The sequence below is a fragment of the Nocardia aurantiaca genome, assembly GCF_009708175.1.
Classification (GTDB): domain Bacteria; phylum Actinomycetota; class Actinomycetes; order Mycobacteriales; family Mycobacteriaceae; genus Nocardia; species Nocardia aurantiaca.
Map to the genome: position 1 here is coordinate 387388 of NZ_WMBB01000001.1, position 20458 is coordinate 407845.

Annotated in this window: 21 protein-coding genes; 14 read left to right on the forward strand and 7 right to left on the reverse strand. The window is 65.7% G+C overall.

Translation table 11 applies throughout. The annotated features are described in order from the left end of the window. Position 1: 1 nt before the first annotated feature. Complete coding sequence (locus tag GLP40_RS01610; protein WP_154785998.1) at positions 2-2125, reverse strand: amylo-alpha-1,6-glucosidase; 2124 nt, start codon at positions 2123-2125, stop codon at positions 2-4. A 179-nt stretch (positions 2126-2304) separates the two neighbouring features. Next, positions 2305-3399, reverse strand: a complete 1095-nt coding sequence (locus GLP40_RS01615; protein WP_196054488.1) for an AMP-binding protein — start codon at positions 3397-3399, stop codon at positions 2305-2307. 189 nt (positions 3400-3588) lie between these two features. Between GLP40_RS01615 and GLP40_RS01620 the strand changes: the two genes are divergently transcribed. From GLP40_RS01620 to GLP40_RS01630, 3 genes are read left to right on the forward strand one after another with little or no spacing between them, the layout of a single operon-like run. Then, positions 3589-4584 carry an ABC transporter substrate-binding protein gene (locus tag GLP40_RS01620; protein WP_154786000.1) on the forward strand — a complete coding sequence of 332 codons (996 nt, stop codon included), beginning with the start codon at positions 3589-3591 and terminating at the stop codon, positions 4582-4584. Beyond that, positions 4581-5948 (forward strand): SagB family peptide dehydrogenase, encoded by a 1368-nt coding sequence (locus tag GLP40_RS01625; protein ID WP_154786001.1) that lies wholly within the window; start codon positions 4581-4583, stop codon positions 5946-5948. Before GLP40_RS01620 ends, GLP40_RS01625 begins: the two co-directional genes overlap by 4 nt. A gap of 36 nt (positions 5949-5984) precedes the next feature. Then, the gene (locus tag GLP40_RS01630) at positions 5985-6320 is read left to right on the forward strand and encodes an MmcQ/YjbR family DNA-binding protein (protein ID WP_154786002.1); all 336 of its coding nucleotides are present in this window, start codon (positions 5985-5987) and stop codon (positions 6318-6320) included. Between the two features lie 30 nt (positions 6321-6350). Here the strand turns inward: GLP40_RS01630 and GLP40_RS01635 are convergent, their stop codons facing one another. Together GLP40_RS01635 and GLP40_RS01640 are read right to left on the reverse strand one after the other, a co-directional pair. Continuing rightward, positions 6351-8405, reverse strand: a complete 2055-nt coding sequence (locus tag GLP40_RS01635) for a M13 family metallopeptidase (RefSeq protein WP_328289563.1) — start codon at positions 8403-8405, stop codon at positions 6351-6353. A gap of 90 nt (positions 8406-8495) precedes the next feature. Then, positions 8496-10532 carry a M13 family metallopeptidase gene (locus GLP40_RS01640; RefSeq protein WP_154786003.1) on the reverse strand — a complete coding sequence of 679 codons (2037 nt, stop codon included), beginning with the start codon at positions 10530-10532 and terminating at the stop codon, positions 8496-8498. A 313-nt stretch (positions 10533-10845) separates the two neighbouring features. Here GLP40_RS01640 and rplN point away from each other — a divergent pair, with 313 nt between their 5' ends. The 6 genes from rplN to GLP40_RS01670 all read left to right on the forward strand — a co-directional run bounded on the left by rplN (position 10846) and on the right by GLP40_RS01670 (position 14042). Further along, complete coding sequence (gene rplN, locus GLP40_RS01645; protein ID WP_033090674.1) at positions 10846-11214, forward strand: 50S ribosomal protein L14; 369 nt, start codon at positions 10846-10848, stop codon at positions 11212-11214. A gap of 2 nt (positions 11215-11216) precedes the next feature. Further along, the gene (rplX, locus tag GLP40_RS01650) at positions 11217-11531 is read left to right on the forward strand and encodes a 50S ribosomal protein L24 (RefSeq protein ID WP_040804283.1); all 315 of its coding nucleotides are present in this window, start codon (positions 11217-11219) and stop codon (positions 11529-11531) included. A gap of 1 nt (position 11532) precedes the next feature. Next, a complete protein-coding gene (gene rplE / locus GLP40_RS01655) occupies positions 11533-12099 on the forward strand; it encodes a 50S ribosomal protein L5 (protein ID WP_154786004.1) in 567 nt (188 codons plus the stop codon). Between the two features lie 3 nt (positions 12100-12102). Next, positions 12103-12288 (forward strand): type Z 30S ribosomal protein S14, encoded by a 186-nt coding sequence (locus GLP40_RS01660; protein ID WP_029923637.1) that lies wholly within the window; start codon positions 12103-12105, stop codon positions 12286-12288. 426 nt (positions 12289-12714) lie between these two features. Further along, positions 12715-13179 (forward strand): hypothetical protein, encoded by a 465-nt coding sequence (locus GLP40_RS01665; RefSeq protein ID WP_154786005.1) that lies wholly within the window; start codon positions 12715-12717, stop codon positions 13177-13179. 401 nt (positions 13180-13580) lie between these two features. Next, the gene (locus GLP40_RS01670) at positions 13581-14042 is read left to right on the forward strand and encodes a hypothetical protein (RefSeq protein ID WP_154786006.1); all 462 of its coding nucleotides are present in this window, start codon (positions 13581-13583) and stop codon (positions 14040-14042) included. 362 nt (positions 14043-14404) lie between these two features. On the opposite strand, the gene GLP40_RS01675 is transcribed toward GLP40_RS01670, so the two are convergent. Next, positions 14405-14641, reverse strand: a complete 237-nt coding sequence (locus GLP40_RS01675; RefSeq protein ID WP_154786007.1) for a hypothetical protein — start codon at positions 14639-14641, stop codon at positions 14405-14407. A 584-nt stretch (positions 14642-15225) separates the two neighbouring features. Here GLP40_RS01675 and GLP40_RS01685 point away from each other — a divergent pair. Beyond that, complete coding sequence (locus tag GLP40_RS01685) at positions 15226-15732, forward strand: AAA family ATPase (RefSeq protein WP_230329190.1); 507 nt, start codon at positions 15226-15228, stop codon at positions 15730-15732. A gap of 121 nt (positions 15733-15853) precedes the next feature. Here the strand turns inward: GLP40_RS01685 and GLP40_RS01690 are convergent, their stop codons facing one another. Continuing rightward, positions 15854-16336, reverse strand: coding sequence for an LLM class flavin-dependent oxidoreductase (locus GLP40_RS01690; RefSeq protein ID WP_230329142.1), 483 nt, complete (start codon positions 16334-16336; stop codon positions 15854-15856). A gap of 411 nt (positions 16337-16747) precedes the next feature. On the opposite strand from GLP40_RS01690, the gene GLP40_RS01695 reads away from it, so the two are divergent. Further along, positions 16748-17599, forward strand: coding sequence for an alpha/beta fold hydrolase (locus GLP40_RS01695; protein WP_154786010.1), 852 nt, complete (start codon positions 16748-16750; stop codon positions 17597-17599). A gap of 247 nt (positions 17600-17846) precedes the next feature. On the opposite strand, the gene GLP40_RS34680 is transcribed toward GLP40_RS01695, so the two are convergent. After that, positions 17847-18470 (reverse strand): DapH/DapD/GlmU-related protein, encoded by a 624-nt coding sequence (locus GLP40_RS34680; protein ID WP_328289564.1) that lies wholly within the window; start codon positions 18468-18470, stop codon positions 17847-17849. A gap of 421 nt (positions 18471-18891) precedes the next feature. On the opposite strand from GLP40_RS34680, the gene GLP40_RS34990 reads away from it, so the two are divergent. The 3 genes from GLP40_RS34990 to GLP40_RS01710 all read left to right on the forward strand — a co-directional run bounded on the left by GLP40_RS34990 (position 18892) and on the right by GLP40_RS01710 (position 20407). Then, entirely contained in the window at positions 18892-19203 is a 312-nt protein-coding gene (locus tag GLP40_RS34990) for a DUF6301 family protein (RefSeq protein ID WP_407671522.1), read from the forward strand. A 245-nt stretch (positions 19204-19448) separates the two neighbouring features. Further along, positions 19449-19940 carry a DUF6301 family protein gene (locus GLP40_RS01705; RefSeq protein ID WP_154786011.1) on the forward strand — a complete coding sequence of 164 codons (492 nt, stop codon included), beginning with the start codon at positions 19449-19451 and terminating at the stop codon, positions 19938-19940. A gap of 17 nt (positions 19941-19957) precedes the next feature. Further along, positions 19958-20407, forward strand: coding sequence for a TY-Chap domain-containing protein (locus GLP40_RS01710; RefSeq protein WP_154786012.1), 450 nt, complete (start codon positions 19958-19960; stop codon positions 20405-20407). Positions 20408-20458: the final 51 nt, after the last annotated feature.

Sequence of the window (20458 nt, forward strand, 5' to 3'; positions counted from 1 at the left end):
CTCAGTGCGTGATCAGCCGCCAATCGTCGGGGATGTTGGTGGCGGTCACACGGTCGCCTTCCACTGCCAGGTCGACGACCGTCCCGCCCAAGCGAAGCTCGGTCAGTTCGAGCCTGCCCCAGCGGGCGGGCAGGTGCGGTAGGACGGTCAGGGTGTGGTGCGGGACATCGGGATCCAGGCCCAGGAAGGAGCGGACCAGCAGCAGCGGCGCGGCGCTGGCCCACGCCTGCGGAGAGCAGGAGGTGGGATAGGGGACCGGGGCGGAGAACCTGGAACGCGGGAAGCCGCAGAACAGTTCGGGCAGGCGGCCGCCGAACGCCCCGGCCGCGTCGAGCAGTCCCTCGCCGAGGTGGGTCGCCAGGTCCAGCGCGCCGGGGAGATGCCGATAACGCAGCAGGCCCGCAACGGCTATCGCGGTGTCGTGCGGCCAGACCGAACCATTGTGATAGCTCATCGGGTTGTAGGCGCCCATCGTGGAAGACAGTGTGCGCAAACCGAATCCGGAGTCCATATCCGCGGCGGCGAGTTTGCCGATCACGGTGGCGGCGTGTTCGTCTGTCACGATGCCCGACCACAGGCAGTGGCCGATATTGCTGGTGAGGGCGTCGACGCGGCGCTTCTTCGCGTCCAGCGCCACCGCGAACCAGCCCCGGTCGGGGAGCCAGAAGGCCTCGGTGAATTTGGTGCGCAGGTCGGCGGCGCGATCACGCAGGCGATTCGCGGTGGCGGGGTCGCCGAAGTCATCGGCCAGATCCGCGCGGGCCAGCAGGGCCGCGTACGCGTAACCCTGGACCTCGCAGAGCGCTATGGGCGGTTCGGGCAGGCGTCCAGCCGCGTCGTTGATGCCGTCGAAGCTGTCCTTCCAACCCTGATTGGACAGGCCGCGGTCGGTGGCGCGGCGATACTCCACGAAGCCGTCGCCGTCGCGGTCCCCGTGGTCGGCGATCCAGGCCAGCGCGGCGTCGGCGGCGGGCAGCAGCGCCCGCACCGCGTCCGCGTCCGCGCCCCACCGGTGGGCCTGCGCCAGCAGCATGACGAAAAGCGGGGTGGCGTCGACGGTTCCGTAATAGGTCTCGCCCAGCGACTGCCCGCTCGCCGGACCGCGGCGCATCTCGTGCATGATGCGGCCGGGCTCCTCCTCGGTCCGCGCATCCACCCGCTGTCCCTGCATCTCGGCCAACTGCTGCAGAGTGCCCAGCGCCAGGCCGACATCCAGCGGCAGCGCCATCCACGCGGTGAGCAGTGAGTCCCGGCCGAACAGGGTCATGAACCACGGAGCGCCCGCCGCCACGAACGGACGCCCGCCGCGCGCGTCATCGCGGATCTGCAAGGCGCCCAGATCGCTCTCGGTGCGCGCCAGCACCCACGCCAGCAGCGGATGCGCGGCCGTGATGCTGGTGGTGGTGTCACGCCAGGCCGCGATCTTGCGGCTCGGCTCGCTCGCCTCGTAGTGCTCGCCCGCCCGCACCGGCGAGTGCATCGGCTGGTTGCCCACGGTCGGCTGGGCCACGATCTCGGTCCGCCAGCTGCCCCCGGCGGGCACCACCACCCGCCACGACAGCGAACCCGGCAGCACCACAGGCGTTTCCGAGGACGACACCGCCAATCCCCGGGTGCGGTCGGAGCGATCGTTGAGCAGCAGTTCCTCCTCGGCCACGATCATCTCGGCGCGGGCGCTGCCGCTGCGGCCCTCCTTGACCGCGAACAGGTCCGCGAAGTCCGCGTCCACCTGCAATCGCAGGTCCAGGGCGGTGGTTTCGCGGCCCAGATTCTCGACCGTGACTGTCTCCCGGAGCCCATCGGCCACCAGCCGGTCCCGGACGATCAGCACCGTACTGTCGGCCGCGCCGGCCCAGGGCGGCCGGCGCAGGATGAACCGGGCGGTGAACGCCTCCGGGCTCGAGACCAACAGCGGTTCCGGCCGTTGTCCGTCCAACCGCAGCTCCCACCGCGACAGCACCCGCGCGTCCCGATAGAACAACCCGTACGACGTGCCCGGCTCCACATCCCCGAGTCGATCCGAGAGGCAGAACGTGCTCCCCTCCACCAGCGTGACGGCCCCGCCGTAGCCGGCTACAGCCGAGGGCTCACCGGCATCCGGGGCATCCGGACCAGCACTGTTCATGGAGACCCTTTCGCCAGGGCACGCGCTGCCGCCTTCGCTCGGCAGCCATTCGGTGAATCTCACGATATCGCCGGAGATCGAAGCGAATGCGCACTTCGGAAGGTTCAGGGTTTCGCGCCGCACAGTTCGGCGCGCGGATTTCGTCCGGTTGTCCCCGTATGGCCCGAGAGGTGCGAGGGTCAGGCCGCGGCGTATCCCGGGGTGTCGTCCAGGCTCCGCGCGGGGATCAGCTCGGCGGCTGAAGACGGTGCCGGCGACACCGACTCGACCATGTCCAGCAGCAGCCAGCCATCGGCGGTCCAGCCGCCGTGCGCGTCGGTGCGCACCAGGCGACCGCCCGGCGCGAAGGGGTCGTCGACGAAGCCGTCCGCGGCGCCGTCCAGTTCCAGCGCCAGCGCCGCACCGCCCACGTACACCCGGCCGGACCGGCCCGGCGGCACCAGCCGCAGCGCCTCGTCCAGTACGAGCAGCCGCGCACCCGGGATCGGCCGCACCCGGCCCGAACCGTCCAGAGGTCCACGCGCCGCCGCACCCGCGTATTCCGGAGTGGTGTAGGCGAACCCGGCGCACGAGCCGGGGGCCAGCTCGCGCAGCAGATCGGAAAGCGCTGCCGGGCAGTCGTTTCCGAAGACATCCCAGCGCCGCACGGTGGGCAGCGCGGGCGAGGGCAGGAAGGCCAGTGCCGCGAGCGTGTCCGTGTCCGCCACCACGTGGGTCGCGGCGCTGGTGGCGATGAGCTCGGCCAGCGCGGTCGCGTGGGCTCGTTGGGCGGTGGTGGCCAGCACGAGCGTCGCGCCGTCGGCCAGGACGGCCAGCAGTTCCACCGCGGCGTCGGTGGTGTCCCAGCGGGTGGCCAGCAGCCGCACATCCGGCGAGCCGTAGGCCCGGTCGATCGGGCAGGAGCGCTGATCGGCGGCCACCGCCCGGCGATCGTCGGCGGCCGCGGCCACCGCGACCGGCTTCAGGCCGGTGCCGTGCGGGCCCAGCTCGGCCAGGACCGCGCCGAACTCGGCGGCCTCGGCGATATCGCAGACCACGCGGGCCAGATCGTCGAGGGTGGGCCCGGCGGTTCCGGTGACGCCGCCGTCGAGGCGTTCGTAGAGTTCGGCATAGGTGAGGATGTGATCGCCGCAGCGCACAGCGGTCCGCAACGCGGGCACGCGGCGGCCGCGGTCGATGAGCATGGAGACCGACGGCACGTCATACAGTTCGACGCCATTGGCCCATTCGTCCATGAGCCGATGACGCTCGACGGCGGACAAGGTTTCCGGCACCGCATGCTCCATCGTTCCAAACCCCCGGTTCTTACTTATGCAACCCTAACCTAATCGATGGAGGGCGTGATCGGCCACCCCTCGGGGGATCGAATCGGAGACAACAGCTCGCGTTTCCTGAGAAAATTAGGCTAGGCTCACCTACTACTCGCCCACGCGGGCGGGGCATCGGCGGACAGGAGAGTCACGATGAAGTCGGCGTTCCGAGTGCCCGGATCCCGGACCACCGCCGCGCGGGTCGCCCTCGCGGCCGTGGTCGCGGTGCTCACCTTCGGGCTGGTGGCCTGCGGCTCCACCTCCGACGACTCGACCGCGGGCGGCGGCGAACCGGTCACCATCACCCACGCACTCGGGCGGACCACCGTGAACGGAACCCCCGCTCGCATCGTGGCCCTGGGCAATCAGTGGCTCGACACAGCGCAGGCGCTCGGTGTCACCCCGGTCGGCTACATCGACAACATCGCGGTGCTCAGCAAGGGCGCGGCGCCGTGGGAGCCGGTGGCGCTGTCGCGGTCCACAGCGCTGCAGACCACCGGCAATCTCGCCGAACAGGTCGCCGCGCTGAACCCGGACCTGATCCTGGCCGATCCCTTCATCGCCGATGCCAAGACCTACGGCGACCTGTCCAAGGTCGCGCCCACCCTGCCCGGGCTCAGCAAGGAGGCCGTCACACCCTGGACCGACCTGGTGCGGACGCTCGGGCAGGTGCTGCACAAGACCGACGCCGCCGACAAGCTCATCGCCGACCTGAACGGCCGCATCGACGGCATCGGGCAACGCAATCCGGGCCTGAAGAACAAGACCTTCATCAGTTCCTGGCTGGCCGGGCCGTCGCAGCTCATGGTCCTCACCGACCCCAAGGACGGGTCCAGCCGCCTGTTCACCCAACTCGGCATGACCATCCCGCAGCACCTGGTGGACCAGGGCGGCTCCGGCGGACGCCTGGCCCTCTCGCCCGAGCGCCTCGACGAACTGGACTCCGATCTGCTGCTGGCCGGCTACTCGCCCGGCATGGACGAAAAGTACCGGGGCCTACCGGGATTCAAGGAGCTGCGGTCGGTCGAGAAGAACTCCGCGGTCTTCCTCACCGTCCAGGAGATCAGCGCCATCAACCAGCCCACCCCCCTGGCCCTGCCGTACCTGCTGGACAAGATCGAGCCCGCCCTGGTGAACGCGGCCAGATGATCAGCACCGACCACACCCGCTACGCCCTCCGCCCCGGCGTCACCTGCCTGACCGTTCCCGGCGGCGTGGTCCTGCTGAACCCGCCGCACGACGAGAAGCTGACCGGGCTGACCCCGGCCCAGAGCCGGGCATTGAAAGCCCTCAACCGCGATCCCGCGACCGTGGCGGGGATGGCGTCCGAATCCGACTCGGTGGCAAGGCTTCTCGACCGCTTGGCCGGTTCGGGCTGGCTCGAGATCACGGTCCGCGACAGCGACCGCGACCTGTACACGGTGCGGCCCTTCACGACCCCGCCCGCGCGCCCCGCCGGTCCGCTGCCGGGCGCCCGCGCGGTCCTCTCGAAATTCACGGTCATCCACCGTGATTCGGACGGCCTGGTCCTGGAGCATCCCGGCTCGTGGTGCGACCTCCGTATCCACGACCCCCGCCTGCTGGCTCTCGCCGTCGGCGCCGAACCCGCGGAACTGGGCCTGCCCGAACACCTTTCGTCCCGACTCGCGGCCGACCTGTCCAGAGGCGGTTTCACCGCCGACCCGGTCTTCGAGGACAGCGAGTTCACCACCCGCGGCTGGAGCGCCCCCGACCTCTGGTTCCACCGTCGCAGCACGCTCGGCTCCCGCACCGTCACCTGGGACAACTTCGGCCCCACCGAGTGGGCGAAGGGCGAATTCCCTCGGCTCCCGGCGCATCGTCCGGCCTACCCGGGCGCCCCGATCGCGCTCCCGGCCCCCGACGTCGCGGTCCTGCGCACCACGGACCCGAGCCTGACTGCCGTCCTCGAGGATCGCCGCTCCTGTCGCTCCTTCGACGACACCCGGCCCCTCGCCCTCGCCCAGCTGGCGGAGCTCCTCTACCGGAGCGCCCGCACCCGTTCGGTGGAGTCGACCCCCGACGGCGACGAACTCCCTTCCCGCCCCTACCCTTCGGGCGGCAGCGTCCACGAGCTGGAGCTCTACCCCGTGGCCCGCAATGTCGCGGGCCTGCCCTCCGGCATGTACCACTACGACTCCTTCGAGCACGTCCTGCGTCCGGTAGCCTCTCTCGATTCCCCCGCGGTCCAACGCCTGCTGCGCGCCGCCTCGGCCACCCTCGCCCATGCTTCGGAACCGCAACTGCTGCTAGTGATCTCGGCCCGGGCGGGCAGGGTGATGTGGTCCTACGAATCGGTCGCCTACGCCAACGTGCTCAAGCACGTGGGCGTCCTGATGCAGACCCTCTACCTGACGGCCACCGCCATGAACCTCGGCGCGGTGGCCCAGGGCTTCAGCGACACCGCGGCCTTCACCGCCGCCACCGGTGTCGACGAACTGGCGGAATGCACTGTGGGCAGCATGATCCTCGGCACCCCGGCCGCCGACCGCTAGTCGCGATTGTCGGACCCGGCTGGGACCATCGAGATCATGACGACGACCGGGGATGAGGTTCGGGCGGTGGCGCTGGCGCTGGCGCGCACCACGGAGCAGTTCGAGTGGCAGATGCCCACGTTCCGGGTGGCCGGAAAACTCTTCCTGACCCTGCCGGAGAACGAGACCTCGATGGCGGTGCGGTGCCCGATCGCCGACCGCGACGAACTGGTGCTGGCCGAGCCCGGCAAGTTCTGGATCGCGCCGCACGAGGCGGGGAACGCGTGGGTGCGGGTGCGGCTCGCCGCCCTGGACGACCTCGACGAATTGGAAGCCATCGTCACCGACTCGTGGCGGCAGGCCGCACCCCGGGAACTGGTGGATCCGGTCTGAACGGCCGGATCCCCGCGTGTTCGCGGTGAATCAGAAGGTGACGCGCTGGTCCTCGGCCAGGAACAGCTTGTCGCCGTCCTTGGTGGCGAAGGTGGCGTGGAATTCGGCCTGGTTGCGGACCACCTGGTTGGCGCGGAACTCGTCGGGTGAGTGGGAGTCGTTGGCGAGCAGGTTTTCGACGTATTGACTGGTCTGCTTGGAACGCCAGTTGCGGCCCCACGATTCGAGCATGGGCGTGTAATCGGGGTTCTCGACGCCGGCCCGCTTCTGGTTGATGCGGTATGCGGCGAAAGCCATTTGCAGGCCGCGGTTGTCGGCCACGTTCTCGCTGAGGGTGAGGGTGCCGTCGACGTGGTGGGCCGGATCGAGGCCCTCGGGGACCAGGCCGTTGTACTGGTCGACGAGTTTCTTGGTGCGGGCGTCGAACTTGGCGCGGTCCTCGGGGGTCCACCAGTCCTTCAGGTTGCCGTCGGCGTCGTACTTGGAGCCCTGATCGTCGAAGCCGTGGCCGATCTCGTGGCCGATGACCGCGCCGCCCGCGCCGTAGTTGACAGCGGCCTCGGCCTTCGGATCGAAGAACGGCGGCTGCAAAAAGGCTGCGGGGAAGACGATTTCATTGTTGACGGGCTGGTAGTAGGCGTTCACCGTCTGCGGCGTCATGCCCCACTCGGCCTTGTCGACCGGCTTGTCCAGCTTGTCGAACATCTTCTTGGCGCCGAATACATTGGCGGCGCGCAGCGATTGGATGAGCCGACCGCGGGTGATCTTCAGCCCGCTGTAGTCCTCCCACTTGTCCGGATAGCCGATCTTCACGCCCATCTTGGCCAGCTTGACCAGCGCGGCGTCCTTGGTGGGCTGCGACATCCACGTCGAATTGGTGAAGTTGTCCTTGTAGGCCGCGAGCAGGTCGGCCACCATGTCCATCGCCCGGTTCTTGGCCTCGGGCGGGAAATGCTTGGCCACGTACAGCTTTCCGAGCTGTTCACCCAGCGTGCTGTCCACGGTGCCCACCGCCGACTTCCACCGCTCCGGCCGCTGCTGCAACCCGCTCATCACCGTGCCGAAGAAATCGAAATTGGCGTCCGCGATGGTCTTCGGCAGGAAGCGCGCGTACTCGCGCACCACCGCCAGCTTCAGATAATCCCGCCACACCGCGATGTCCACGTCGTGCCACAGCTGCCCGGCCGCGGTGATGAAGGACGGCTCGCCCACGATCACCGTCGCGAACAGGCTCTTGGGCCGATCGGTATTGCCGGAAAGCCAGGGATCCCAATCGAATTGCGGCGCCAGCGCCACCATGTCGTTCCAGGACATCTTGTTGTAGCTGGCCTCGGTGTCGTGCAGTTTGATGTTGTCCCAGAATCCGGCCGCGATGCGCGTCTCCAGATCCAGCACGCGCTCCGCCATGGCCTTCGGGTCGGCGAATCCCGCGCCGGCGGCGATCTTCTCCAGGAACGTTTTGTACCCGGCCAGCTTGGCGGCGTATTCGGGCTTGCGGTAGTACTGCTCGCCCAACCCGATTCCGGACTGCCCGACCGAGGCGATGTGCGCGCTGGAGTTCTTCCGGTCCACCGACACGCCCAGCCCGATCAGCCCGCCGATGGGCAGCGCGCCCATCACCTTGGCCAGCTCGGGCTTGCCGGCGGCCTTGTCGATATCGGCGAACATCTCGTTCAGCGGCGTCACGCCCAGCTTCTCGATGGTGTCCACATCCATCCGGGCGTCGTACAGGTCGCGGATCTGCTGCTCGGGGGTGTCCGCCTTGGGATCCTTGATGCCCTCGATGATCTCCCGCAGCTGGCCCTCGACCCGGTCCGCGACATCGTCGAAGGTTCCGAACGACACCTTGTCCGCGGGCAGCTGGTACTCGTGCAGCCATGTGCCGTTGACGAATCGGTACAGATCGTCCTGCGGCCGCACCGTCGGATCGGACCCGGACATATCGGGCCCGCTGAGCGGAGTCGAGGCGACCGTGTCCTTCATATCGGTGCCGCACGCCGCGAGCGTGGCGACGGCCGGCGCGAGACCGAGCGCGATCAGGAAACGACGACGGTCCAAACCGGCCGGACGACCCGACGAAGTCACAGGCACTACCTCTCCCCGAAGCTGCGATACCGACGCGAGGCTACCGGGGTTGGCCGCCTCGCGCGGGGTGTCGCGAACGTGGGGACGATCTCAGAGCGTGACGCGCTGGTCCGGCGGCAGGAATTGCTTGTCGCCTTCCTTCACGTCATAGGCGCTGTAGAACTCGGCCAGATTCCGCACCACCTGATTGCATCGAAATTCCGCGGGCGAATGCGGATCATCGGCGAGCTGATTCTCCAGCGCCGCGTCGGTCATCTTGGTGCGCCAGGTGCGTCCCCAGGATTCGAACATCGGCTGGTAATCCGGCGTCGCGGTCCCATTGCGCTGCTCCATCATTCGATAGGCGGCCAGCGAGATCTCCAGACCGCGCAGGTCCGCCAGGTTCTCCCCGACGGTGAGCTCGCCGTTCACGTGCCGATCCGGCGGCAGCCCCTCCGGGACCAGCGCGTTGTACTGGGCGATGAGCTGCTCGGTCTTGGCCTGGAACGCGGCCTTGTCCTCCGGCGTCCACCAATCCTTCAGATTGCCGTCCCCGTCGTACTTGGAACCCTGATCGTCGAAGCCGTGCCCGATCTCGTGGCCGATCACCGCGCCGCCCGCGCCGTAATTCACCGCGGGCTCGGCATCCGGGTCGAAGAACGGCGGCTGTAGGAAGGCGGCGGGGAAGACGATCTCGTTGCCGCTCGGGTTGTAGTAGGCGTTCACCGTTTGCGGCGGCATGCTCCACTCCGACTTGTCCACCGGCGTCCCGAGCCGGTCGAACATGCGCTTGGCGTCGAAAGCGTCGCAGGCGCGCAGGGATTCGACCAGCTTTCCGCGGGTCACGGTGAGCTTGGCGTAGTCCTCCCACTTGTCCGGATACCCGATCTTGGCATTGATCTTCTCCAGCTTGGCGACGGCGGCGATCCGGGTGGGCGGCGACATCCAGCTCGAATTCGTGAAATTGTCCTTGTAGGCCGCGCGCAGATCGCCCACCATCTCCAGCGCCCGCTTCTTCGCCTCGGGCGGGAAATGCTTGTTCACATAAAGCTTTCCGAGAGCCTCGCCCACGGTCGAGTTCACCGTGGACACCGCCGACTTCCACAGGTCCGGCCGCCGTTTCAGCCCCTGCATCTCGGTACTGAAGAAATCGAAGCTCGGATCGGCGATGGCTTTGGGCAGATACGTCGCGAACGCCCGCACCAGGCTCAGTTTCAGATACTCACGCCAGGCGGCGATATCGACCTCGGCCCACAGCTGCGCCGCTCCCGTGACGAATGACGGCTCGCTCACGTCGATCTTGTCGAAGAGGTTCTTGGGACGATCGGTGGTGCCGGAAAGCCAGGGATCCCAATCGAATCGCGGACCCAGCGCTACCAGCTCGGCCCAGGTCTTCAGGTTGTAGGTGGCCTCGGTGTCGCGCAGTGTGACATTGTCCCAATGGAATCCGGCGATGCGCGTCTCGAGATCCACCACCCGGTCGGCCATGGCGGCCGGATCCGGGAACCCGGCCCCGGCCGCGATGCGCCGCATGCAGGTCCGGTACGCGGCGAGCTTGTCGGCGTATTCCGGCTTCCGGTAGTACTGCTCGCTCAACCCGAGCCCGGCCTGTGAGATGGACGGCAGATAGGCATTGGAGTCCTTGGGGTCGGGCCCCACGTCGATCCCGATCAGCCCAACTCTCGGCAGGCCGCCCATGACATGCGCGAGATCGGGCTTGGCTCCGGCCTTGTCGATCTGATCGAAGAGATCCTGCAGCGGCGTCATACCGAGCTTCTCGATGGCGTCCTGGTCCATCCGCCCGTCGTAGAGGTCGCGGATCTTCTGCTCGTTCGACCCGGCCTGTGGGTCGTGAATCCCCTCGATGATCTCCCTGAGTTGCTGCTGCACCCGCTCCTTCACCTCGTCGAAGGTGCCGAACGACACCTTGTCCGGCGGCAGCTGATAGTCCCGCAGCCACTTTCCGTTGACGAACCGGTACAGATCGTCTTGCGGTCGCACCACCGGATCCGATCCGGACATATCCGGCCCGATGAGCGGCTTCGGTTTATCCGTCCTGTTGCAGGAGGCCAGTACGGCCACCGTCGGCGCCAACCCCAGCGCGATCAGGAACGTGCGGCGGTCGAGAGCGGGACGCTCGGACGTCAACGCGAATCTCCTCTGCGGGATGATCGGATAGCTCGGACGTTGCTCGCGCCGACGCTAGCCGACCCGGCTGAGGAACCCCTGAATCCGCACCCGGCCGTTCGTCCGAATGCCCGATTTGGGCCCGACCTGGGGCTTCGCTACACTAGACCGGTTGCCTGCGGGAGCTATGCCCGCACTTCGGCCGCGAACCCACAGTGGTTGTTCTTCCAGATCGGTGAAACCGCTGGCAGGCGCGCGTTCAGAGGGGCAACTGACCATGCCCGTCGGGTCGGCAATCCGGCGTGCATATCGTCCAGGTCTAGGAGGAGCTGAAGTGATTCAGCAGGAGTCGCGACTGCGCGTCGCCGACAACACGGGTGCCAAGGAGATCCTCTGCATCCGCGTTCTCGGTGGTTCGTCGCGTCGCTATGCCGGCATCGGCGACATCATCGTCGCCACTGTCAAGGACGCCATCCCCGGCGGCAACGTCAAGAAGGGCGAGGTCGTCAAGGCCGTCGTCGTGCGCACCGTCAAGGAGCGCCGCCGCCCGGATGGCTCGTACATCAAGTTCGATGAGAACGCCGCGGTGCTGATCAAGGCGGACAACGATCCGCGTGGCACCCGCATCTTCGGCCCGGTCGGCCGTGAGCTGCGTGAGAAGCGCTTCATGAAGATCGTCTCGCTCGCCCCGGAGGTGCTGTAACCATGAAGGTGCACAAGGGCGACACGGTCATCGTCATCTCGGGTAAGGACAAGGGCGCCAAGGGCAAGGTCATCCAGGCCTACCCGGCGACCGGCAAGGTCCTCGTCGAGGGCGTGAACCGCATCAAGAAGCACGTCGCGAACTCCGCGAACCAGCGTGGCGCCAGCTCGGGCGGCATCGTCACCCAGGAAGCGCCGATCCAGGCCTCCAACGTGATGGTCGTCGACTCCGACGGCAAGCCGACCCGCGTGGGCTACCGCACCGACGAGAACGGCAAGCGGGTCCGCATCTCCCGTCGCAACGGGAAGGACATCTGAGATGACTTCTACTGAGAACAAGGTGCAGCCGCGCCTGAAGCAGCGCTACCGCGAGGAAATCAAGCCGGCGCTGAACGAAGAGTTCAACTACGCCAACGTGATGCAGATCCCGGGCGTGGTGAAGGTCGTCGTCAACATGGGTGTCGGCGACGCCGCCCGTGACGCGAAGCTGATCAACGGCGCGGTCGCCGACCTCACCCTGATCACCGGCCAGAAGCCCGAGATCCGCAAGGCCACCAAGTCCATCGCGCAGTTCAAGCTGCGTGAGGGCATGCCGATCGGCGCGAAGGTCACCCTGCGCGGCGACCGCATGTGGGAGTTCCTGGACCGCCTGATCTCCATCGCGCTGCCGCGTATCCGCGACTTCCGCGGTCTGTCGCCGAAGCAGTTCGACGGCCACGGCAACTACACCTTCGGTCTCTCCGAGCAGTCCATGTTCCACGAGATCGACGTCGACAAGATCGACCGTCCGCGTGGTATGGACATCACCGTGGTGACCACGGCCACCAACAACGAAGAAGGCCGTGCCCTGCTCAAGCACCTCGGCTTCCCGTTCAAGGAGAACTGATCCATGGCTAAGAAGGCTCTGATCAACAAGGCCAACGCCAAGCCGAAGTTCGCGGTGCGTGCCTACACCCGCTGCCAGCGCTGCGGCCGCCCGCACGCCGTCTACCGCAAGTTCGGCCTGTGCCGCGTCTGCCTGCGCGAGATGGCCCACCGCGGCGAACTCCCGGGCGTCCACAAGTCGTCCTGGTGAGCTGACGCTCTGAACCCGAAGGCCCCCACCGAGTTTCGACTCGGTGGGGGCCTTCGGCGTCTTCGAACTGAGTCGGGTCACAATCGAGCGGTCGCCGAATTCGCCCCCTGGCTGAATCTGATCAGATGTCGGCTGTCGATTCCGCAGTCTCGAGCGTATGCAGTGACACATACCGCTGCCGCTGTGTGAAGGCTGTTCCGCGACCAGTTGTCTTGTGGGGCAGTGGGTTCGGCAGAGTACGGTGGTCAGGATCGCCTGGCTGGGTCAGCAAGAAGACTTGATACAGCGCATCACCCCAGCCGAGTTGGCGGGATGTATCGAGCTGGTCGTTTCGGTCAGCGCATTATGCGGAAAGAGTGCGTCGCTCTGATCGACGGCCGTGAGTTCGATGTTGAGAGCGGGTCCCGTGCTGCGAGAATCAGGTCCATGGCGTCCGGTGTGGTCTCAACGTTGGTGTCAGGATTGCTGCCCCTGCTGGGTGCTGGGCTCGGTGCATCGGCAACGCTTCTCGTGCAACGAAGTTCAGCTCGCGAGGCCAAGCTGAGGTTTCGAGCTGAGAGTCGTCTCGCGCATCGTGAGGAATTGAAGTCCGCGCTTCTCGACTACTTCGAGACGACACAGCGTCTACAGGGGGAACTCGACGTCCGGGAGCGCGGGGGCGCTCCGGACGATTTGAAGCGGTTGATCGAGAGCGTATGGCTGGCAGAGAAGCGTCTCGAGATCATCTGCTCGGATGCTTTGCGGGACCGCGTCATCGCGCATGCCCGAGGCTTGCACGATGCCGTTCGCGACCCTGTGGCGCATCCCGACTGGTGGGCTCATTGTCAGTCGCTCCAACGCGACATGCTGTCGCAGGCAAAGGCGGAACTTACGCGCGGTCACGATTGGTGACGAGGGGGGTAGCTGCTCACCGCACTGGAGCAGTGGCCGATAGGCATTGGCGCGCAGCAGAACTGCTGTTGCACGGTCGGCACGACGGGTTTTCGCTCTCGCCTGTCGAGCACACCGCCTCCGCCGCGCGTGCACTGCGGCCGCCGGAACGGCATTCGGCCACGTAATCGGACTGCGCCAATCACAGGGGTTCGATAGGGGATGATCTGTGCCGCACCGAGTATCCACCAGGTTCGGTGCGGGGTCCGAATCTTCCGACCGCAGACGAGATAGGCGCTCTCCCTACCGATTCGACGACCGATACGACGTTGTTGTAGTGGTTGAGAAGACTGGTTAGGGTCACGCGACTCGAGGGTGCGCCCTCGGGTGCAGTGGTTCGAACAATGCATTCAGGAGAAGTAATGGGGTTTAAGGCACGAACCCGCCGGGTGGGGATCGGCATGACCGGGTTCGCGACACTGGCTGCCGCATCGGCGCTCACAGCGCCGTCCGCGTTGGCCGACATCGCTAACGGCAACATCACTCTCATCGGCAGCAACTACACTGCTGGTCAGAGCTATACCGTCACTTCGACGATCCCGGTCCTGGCGGGCGCAACCTTTTATCTGGTCGACCAAGACGTCACCGGCAATAATCTGAACAGTACGACGAAGACTCCAGCATCCAACTGGTCGGGTTCCACTCAGTGGACACCGAAAGCTGCTGGTACTCACCAGATTTGGATCGAGGAAGATCTTAACGGCACCCCGCAATACAATTCGAACCTCATCGCCAATATTTCCGTGGCCGCCGCGCCGGCGTCGACTGGAAGCGCCGCCTCCATACCGGTCATCGGCCCGCTACTGAGTTCTCTCAGCGGATAGGCTGCTCCCCGTGCGTCGTCAAGTGAGCGCGCGGGGAATCGAACTGAGAATACGGCGCCCCCACCTGCAGAACGGCAGGATGGGGGTTTGCTGTGTCGGCCGTTATCTGTTGGTTGAGGATGCATTCGACGCTTGCCGACACAGCCGGCTGGAGGCCTCAGTCCACATTGCGCTGATCGTAGGCTGGCGGCGCTGTTCTCCACTGTGCACGGGCTCTTCTACGGGCAGCGTAAGGCCGGTAAGTGGCCGGAGCTTTTCGAGCACGGGCTGATCTTCGTCTCCCGAGAACGACCGCGAGTGGTTCGGTACGACCCGATTACGGCAGCATTTTGCGCCCGGTTTCGAAAGCAATGCGAGGACCGCTACGGCCAGCACCAGTCCAGGGTGGCTGATCCGGGGGTCGGGATGTGGACGCATATGTTGACGCTGATGTACGGCGCATCCACATTCGTGCGTAAGGGCATGTCGATATTGGACGCCACGGGTTGATCCACATTCGCCGCTGTGGGCTGTTCCGCGGATGCGGACGGTGCCGCGAGGGCGGCGAGCGGGACTACTATCGCGGCGACTACCGCCGAGCGGGTGATTCCTGCGAGCATCTCCTCAACTCCTTCGAATCAAGAGCTCCGGTCACCACGGTGCGTGAACCGGGATCCGCGACGAGCTTCTGTGTCTCGGCGCTGACCGTGAGTCTCCGCGACTGTCAGCTGGATAGCTTCACCCGAAACGGGTGAGATCGACGCCGGTCCGCTCGTCGCCATCATCGGCACCATCAAACCAATCCGCTGGACAGAAATGAGCGTGCTCAATTCAGCATGAGCGCGGACTGTCAGCGCCCGTATGGCGGTCTGCCCATTGATCTTCCGACACCATTGGTCGGCCACTTCTGTCAACGTGCCATGCGGCAATGCAGTGTGTTGCCATGCGCGGCCGGGCAGCAAGATCAACCGGCCTGAACCCGCACTACCACTCGGAAATTGGCGAAAGAACGCGCTTCGGCTGCGGGTAGTGCGAGATCCAGCCAGTTGTCCGGAACTCGGCAGTAGGGTGCGTCCCGGCTGATGCCGAACGTCGCGATCTGCCCGCCGGTCTGGCGCCGGCCGGTTTCGTCGGCGCGATCCGCAGGGTAGTCCGTTGCGGCGGCGCGCATTCGGTCCTGGTTCATGATCGACGCGTGGACGGAATGCTGGTCTTGGTGAACGGACTTCCCGGCGCGGGCAAGACTACCTTGCGCGTTGCGCTTTCTAGGTTCCTTAACACGTGGTTCCTGTCCAAGGATGCCATCAAGGAAGCGTTGGCCGGTTGCCTCGAAAATGCTGTCGAGGTAACGGAATTGGGTGTGGTCGCGACGGATACCGTCTGGACGAAGGAGTCGCCGGTCGATGTTGTCATCGACTCCTGGTGGTTCAAGCCACGGAATCTGGCGTTGGCGCGTGCGGGTATCGAGAGATCCGGTGCTCGCCGGGTCGTGGAAGTGTGGTGTGACATTCCCGCGGACGTCGCCAGATCCCGGTATGCCTCACGTCAGCGTGCAGCCATCCACCGGGACCGGCAACGCCTGGCCGAGAATTGGGACGACTGGGCCGCGCATGCCGGGCCACTCGGTCTGGCTCCCACTCTCATGATCGACACCACCCATGAGGTGGATGTCGCCAACCTTGCCGAGCGGATAAGGGCGACGACCGCCTAGCTAACGTCCGGCGAGCTCGGCCACGACCGGAGCGAATCTGTCGGCGAAGTCGGCGCCGAAGATGAAATAGGAGAAGCCGATCTCTTCCCGTCGCCGCTGGATTTCCTCGGCGGCGGCCGGGTCATCCGGAAGGACGGTCAGTGCGTCCGCCGCACGAAGCGCGGCCGGGTCCGGTGTCGGGGCGTGCCATGTGCGGCGCGACAGTATCGCCGATAGCCGGGACGGCGAGCGCGAGCTCGACGTCCCCGACGGTGCGGAACTCGCGTGTCAGTCGCTCGACTTCGCCGCGAGGCTGATCCCCCAGCACGAAGGTGACCGTGTCCGCGATCTCGGCCGCCAGCGCCCGGGCCTTAGGACCGAGTACGGCCATCGCCACGGGCGTGTGCAGGTCGGGGCCGTCGAGTTCTCGCAGAGTCCTCACGGTCTCACGTACCTGTGCCAGCCGCTCGTTCCGCGGCGGTGCGGCGGGCACTCCCTTGTCGCGGAGTTCGTCCTCGATTCCCGGTCTGCCGGTGCCCATCTCGAAGCGACCCTCGGTCAGTAGCGACAGCGAGTGCGCTTCCCACGCAGTCAGCCAGGCCGGGCGCAGCGGAGAGGCACGCATACCGATACTGCTTAGAGGTGAACCGCCGCAACAACTCCACACCGCGCACCGTACCCGAGTCGATCTCCGATAGCCGGATATCTGATCCTGCTGCCGAAGGCACTGCATTCGGCTACTGAGCGCGCACTGCCGTCGGCGCTCTGCCCGTTGATCTTCCCTCGCCTCGCAGTGGCCGGTTCGGTCAGCGCGACCAGCGGCGGAAGAGGATGTTCTCGTGCTGCTAGGCAGCCTGCAGACGGCCGGTGTTGTGCCTGCTGCGGAGATCATAGGCATCCGAACCAGTCGGGCTTTACGTTGCTACTTCCGCGCAACGCCTACCGTGAAGGCCACCGACCCGTAGGCAACGAAATCCCTTATCTCCCTTACTAATTACACATACTGATCTTAGGAACACGTTCTAGTTTCGAGGTCATGGATACAGCCTTTGAAGCCATGAAACGTGAAGCCGTCACGGACGCCGGCGTTCTGCGCTATCACGAGGCCGGTGACGGGCCGCCGCTGTTGATGCTGCACGGTTCCGGGATCGGGGTGAGCGGGTGGAGAAACTACCGGGGCAGCCTGGCAGCGTTCGCCAAGCATTACCACTGCTACGTGCTCGAGTTCCCCGGTTTCGGGATCAGTGACCCCGTTGCGGGCAATCCGGTGGGGACCGCGATGGATTCGGTGGTCCGCTTCATGGACGCGCTGGGCATCGAATCCGCTGCCGTTATCGGGAATTCGCTGGGCGGAGTGGTCGGGCTGAACCTCGCGATCCACCACCCGAGCCGCGTCGACAAGCTCGTCTGCCTCGGCGGGGTGGGACCGAACCTCTTCACCCAACCCCTCAGCGAAGGGTCGCAGATCCTGCAGGATTTCACCGAGCAGCCGACGCGGGAGAACCTGATCCGCTGGTTGCGGTGCATGTCCTACAGTCCGGAACTCGTCACCGAGGAGTTGATCGAGGAACGCTGGCAGACCGCGCTGGATCCGGATGCGCTGGAATCGATCAAATCCATGTACGGCAAAGAGGCGTTCGCGGAGCGCCTGCGCGTGCTGACCGATACCGACCGGCCACCGTACTGGGCGATGATGCACAAGGTTGTGTGCCCGACGCTGCTGGCCTGGGGGCGCGAGGATCGCCAGACTCCGCTCGATATGGCCTTGCTGCCGATGCGCAGCATCCCGCACGCCGAGTTGCACGTGTTCCCGAACTGCGGGCACTGGATCATGCTCGAGGCCAAGGACGCGTTCGAACGCGTCACCTTGGAGTTCCTGCAACGCTAGATGATTCTTTCCGATGTCCGGTATTGCGACGGTGCGGCCACCCCCGAACTGCGGCATTCATGCGCACCAACGCAGGCCCACGGCAACAACGCGCACCGCACCAGCGCATCACATAATCGGCAATAGCGGATGTTTCTGGGCCACAGTCGGTCTCGCCGCCGACCGCACCGCGCTGGCCGGTGCGGTCAGCGCGATCAGCGGCAAAATAGTGCGTTCAGCGGCATGGTGAAACCGCCGCTGCCTCGCGCTACCAATCTCGGCGCACCGCGGCCTTGGGGCCAGCCACCAAGCTCCTCGGTGGCACGTCATCGGCCACGACTGCACCTGCGGCGACCACCGCGTCACGCCCGATGCTGACCCCGGGCAAGATCATCGCCCCGGCGCCGATCCATACGTTCTCCGCCACATCGATCGGGGCACCGGTGAGGAATCGGCGCCGTTCCTCCGGGTCTACCGGGTGGCCCATGGTGATGAAAGTGGCCTTCGGGCCGATCATCACGCCCCGGCCCAACCGAATACCGGCGTAGTCCAGGAAAGTACACCCCTGATTGATGAACACGCGCTCGGCCAAGTCCAGGTGCAGCCCATGGTCGGTGTAAAAGGGCGGGTAAATCGTGACTCCTGCTGGGAGAGGGCGGCCCAGGATCTGTTCGAGCAGGGCTGTCTTTCCGGTCTCGTCGTCGAAGGGCAGGATGTTGAGCCGGGAGGTCAACTCCGTGACTTGCACAACCCGCTCGTGCATCGCTTTGAACTCGGTACCGAGAACCCGTTCGCCCTGGGCAAGGAGCTCGGCATCGTGGATCAGCATGAAATTGTCGCTCGCCATCCCGCCATACTTGCGCATCTGACTGGCGAATGGATGCTCGCTCATCGGCAGTTGCGGATGTTCGGCCGGCCTCGGATCGGCGCGGCCAGTTGACCTTCCGATGCGCCGGGCTGGCCGGTTCGGTCAGCAGCACGGGACGCGGCATACAGTGCCTTCGTTGGGTGAGGTACGGATGTGTGAGCACGCCAGGGCTTAGGGATCCAGTTCGATATGCAGAGAAAGAGCAGTCCATACCGATGCGAGTAGATTTCGACCGGGCCATCCACGTCATGCAGACGGCTCTGAACTTCGACTGGACCTGGACCGTCGCCGACCTGCCGGCCTTCGCCGAACAAGTCGGATGACACCTTGAGGACCCCGAGCAAGAATGGCCCGTCCTCACCACCGACCTCGATGTCAACCGCACCGCCGCCGCGGTGTATCTCGATAATGTCGGAGGGCCACGAATGTCGCGGTCTCTCAGGGGATCTGGTTCTTCAGCAGCGACGTCGTTCTCGATGATCCGAGTGTGACGCCATTTGCTAACACCGCGTTCGACGAACTGGCCCAGCGAGTGTTCGAACTCGTGGGACAGCGACCGACCCGGCGGTCGCTACACGAATCGAACCGCAGCCTGGGATGGGACGTGGACAGAGTTGTCCTGAAACTGGCCACCAGCGGCACGGCGATCCAGGTCAGGCTCATCAGTCCTGCATTTCAAGCGTGGCAGGACGAGATCGACCGGCGGATCGATCCAGAACTCACTCCCGACCTCGACCCTGTCTGGCGACCACACTGAGTGCCCTTCGTGCGATGAGCGAGGACCACCTGCCTGCCGACCTCGGATGGCCACGGCCAGTCGATCTCCCATCGCCCCGCGCTGGCCGGTTCGGTCAGTCAGCGCGGTATCCCGCATGAGAATGTGTTGTCGGGGAGGTCGGATACCTTTGCGCGCATGGCATCCGCGTCGTTAGCCGGGTTGTTCGCAACCCGCCTGGTCGGCATGCCGCACAACCGGTCCAGCGCTGAAGAAAGTATCCCCGCTTGCACGTCGATGTTGAAGGCGCGGTTCGAACCGCGCGACTGGCCGCCGAGTTCGACTGGACGTGGTACCTCGACAAAGATCTTCCCCGATTCTGTGATGCCGCGGGATGGAACCTCGGCGAATCCACCGAGTACGGCACGGACATGTGTACGGATCTGCGGGTGCAACGGCCCCATGCGTCGGCTACTCGGTGCAAACGCATGTTCGACGAGTTGTCGGTGCTCGTCAGCGACGAGATCGACCCTTTCCCATGGGCGCAGAGGTGGCGATCTCTGGTGGATGGCTTCGCAGCCGTCGGCAACGGGCTGCTCCCGGTCATGGGCAATCCCACCCGACTGGCGCCGGGCGAAAACGCGATGATGAGTTGGGAACATCCGCGCGTGTGGATCGAGTTGAAGATCGTCTTCAACACCGTCCGTTTGAATCTCATCAGTCAGGAAGGGCAAGCGAACGCCGATGCCGCAGCAAGATACGAGGCCGGTGACTGGTGAGCATCGAAGGTACTGGCATGAACGCGATGAGCCTCGATACGGCGTGGCAGGAGTTTTCCACCGGGTTGGCGTTGGCCTTGTCGTGTATGCCCGCCGAGGCGTACTTGGTGCTCAACGTCGCTGAGGGCCGGTATGCCCGCTTCTGTGTGGATACGCCGGTGTTGTGGTGCGAAATCGTTCACAGTGAGCAACTCGCCGAGAAGTGGCGGATGCCCGAGCGAGTCGAAATCCTTCTGCAGGAACATGGTTGGGCCGCACCGGTAGACGGGCAGTCCGTCAACTGGCATCGATTGGTCGGCTGGCCTGTGCCTTTCCGCGCCTACGAAATGATCGCAGACCATGTATCAGCAGCGCTGTGTCAGGGTCTGCGAGTGGGTGAGCCGACCGAGCTCGACATCGATGCCTGGATCCAGGGCTCGGATGAGACATTCGACATCAGGGCTCTGGCGGCTGTCGTCGAGAACTGACCACGACGACTGCAACCGGACCGCGATTTCTGCCGAGGTCCGGCCGAAGCA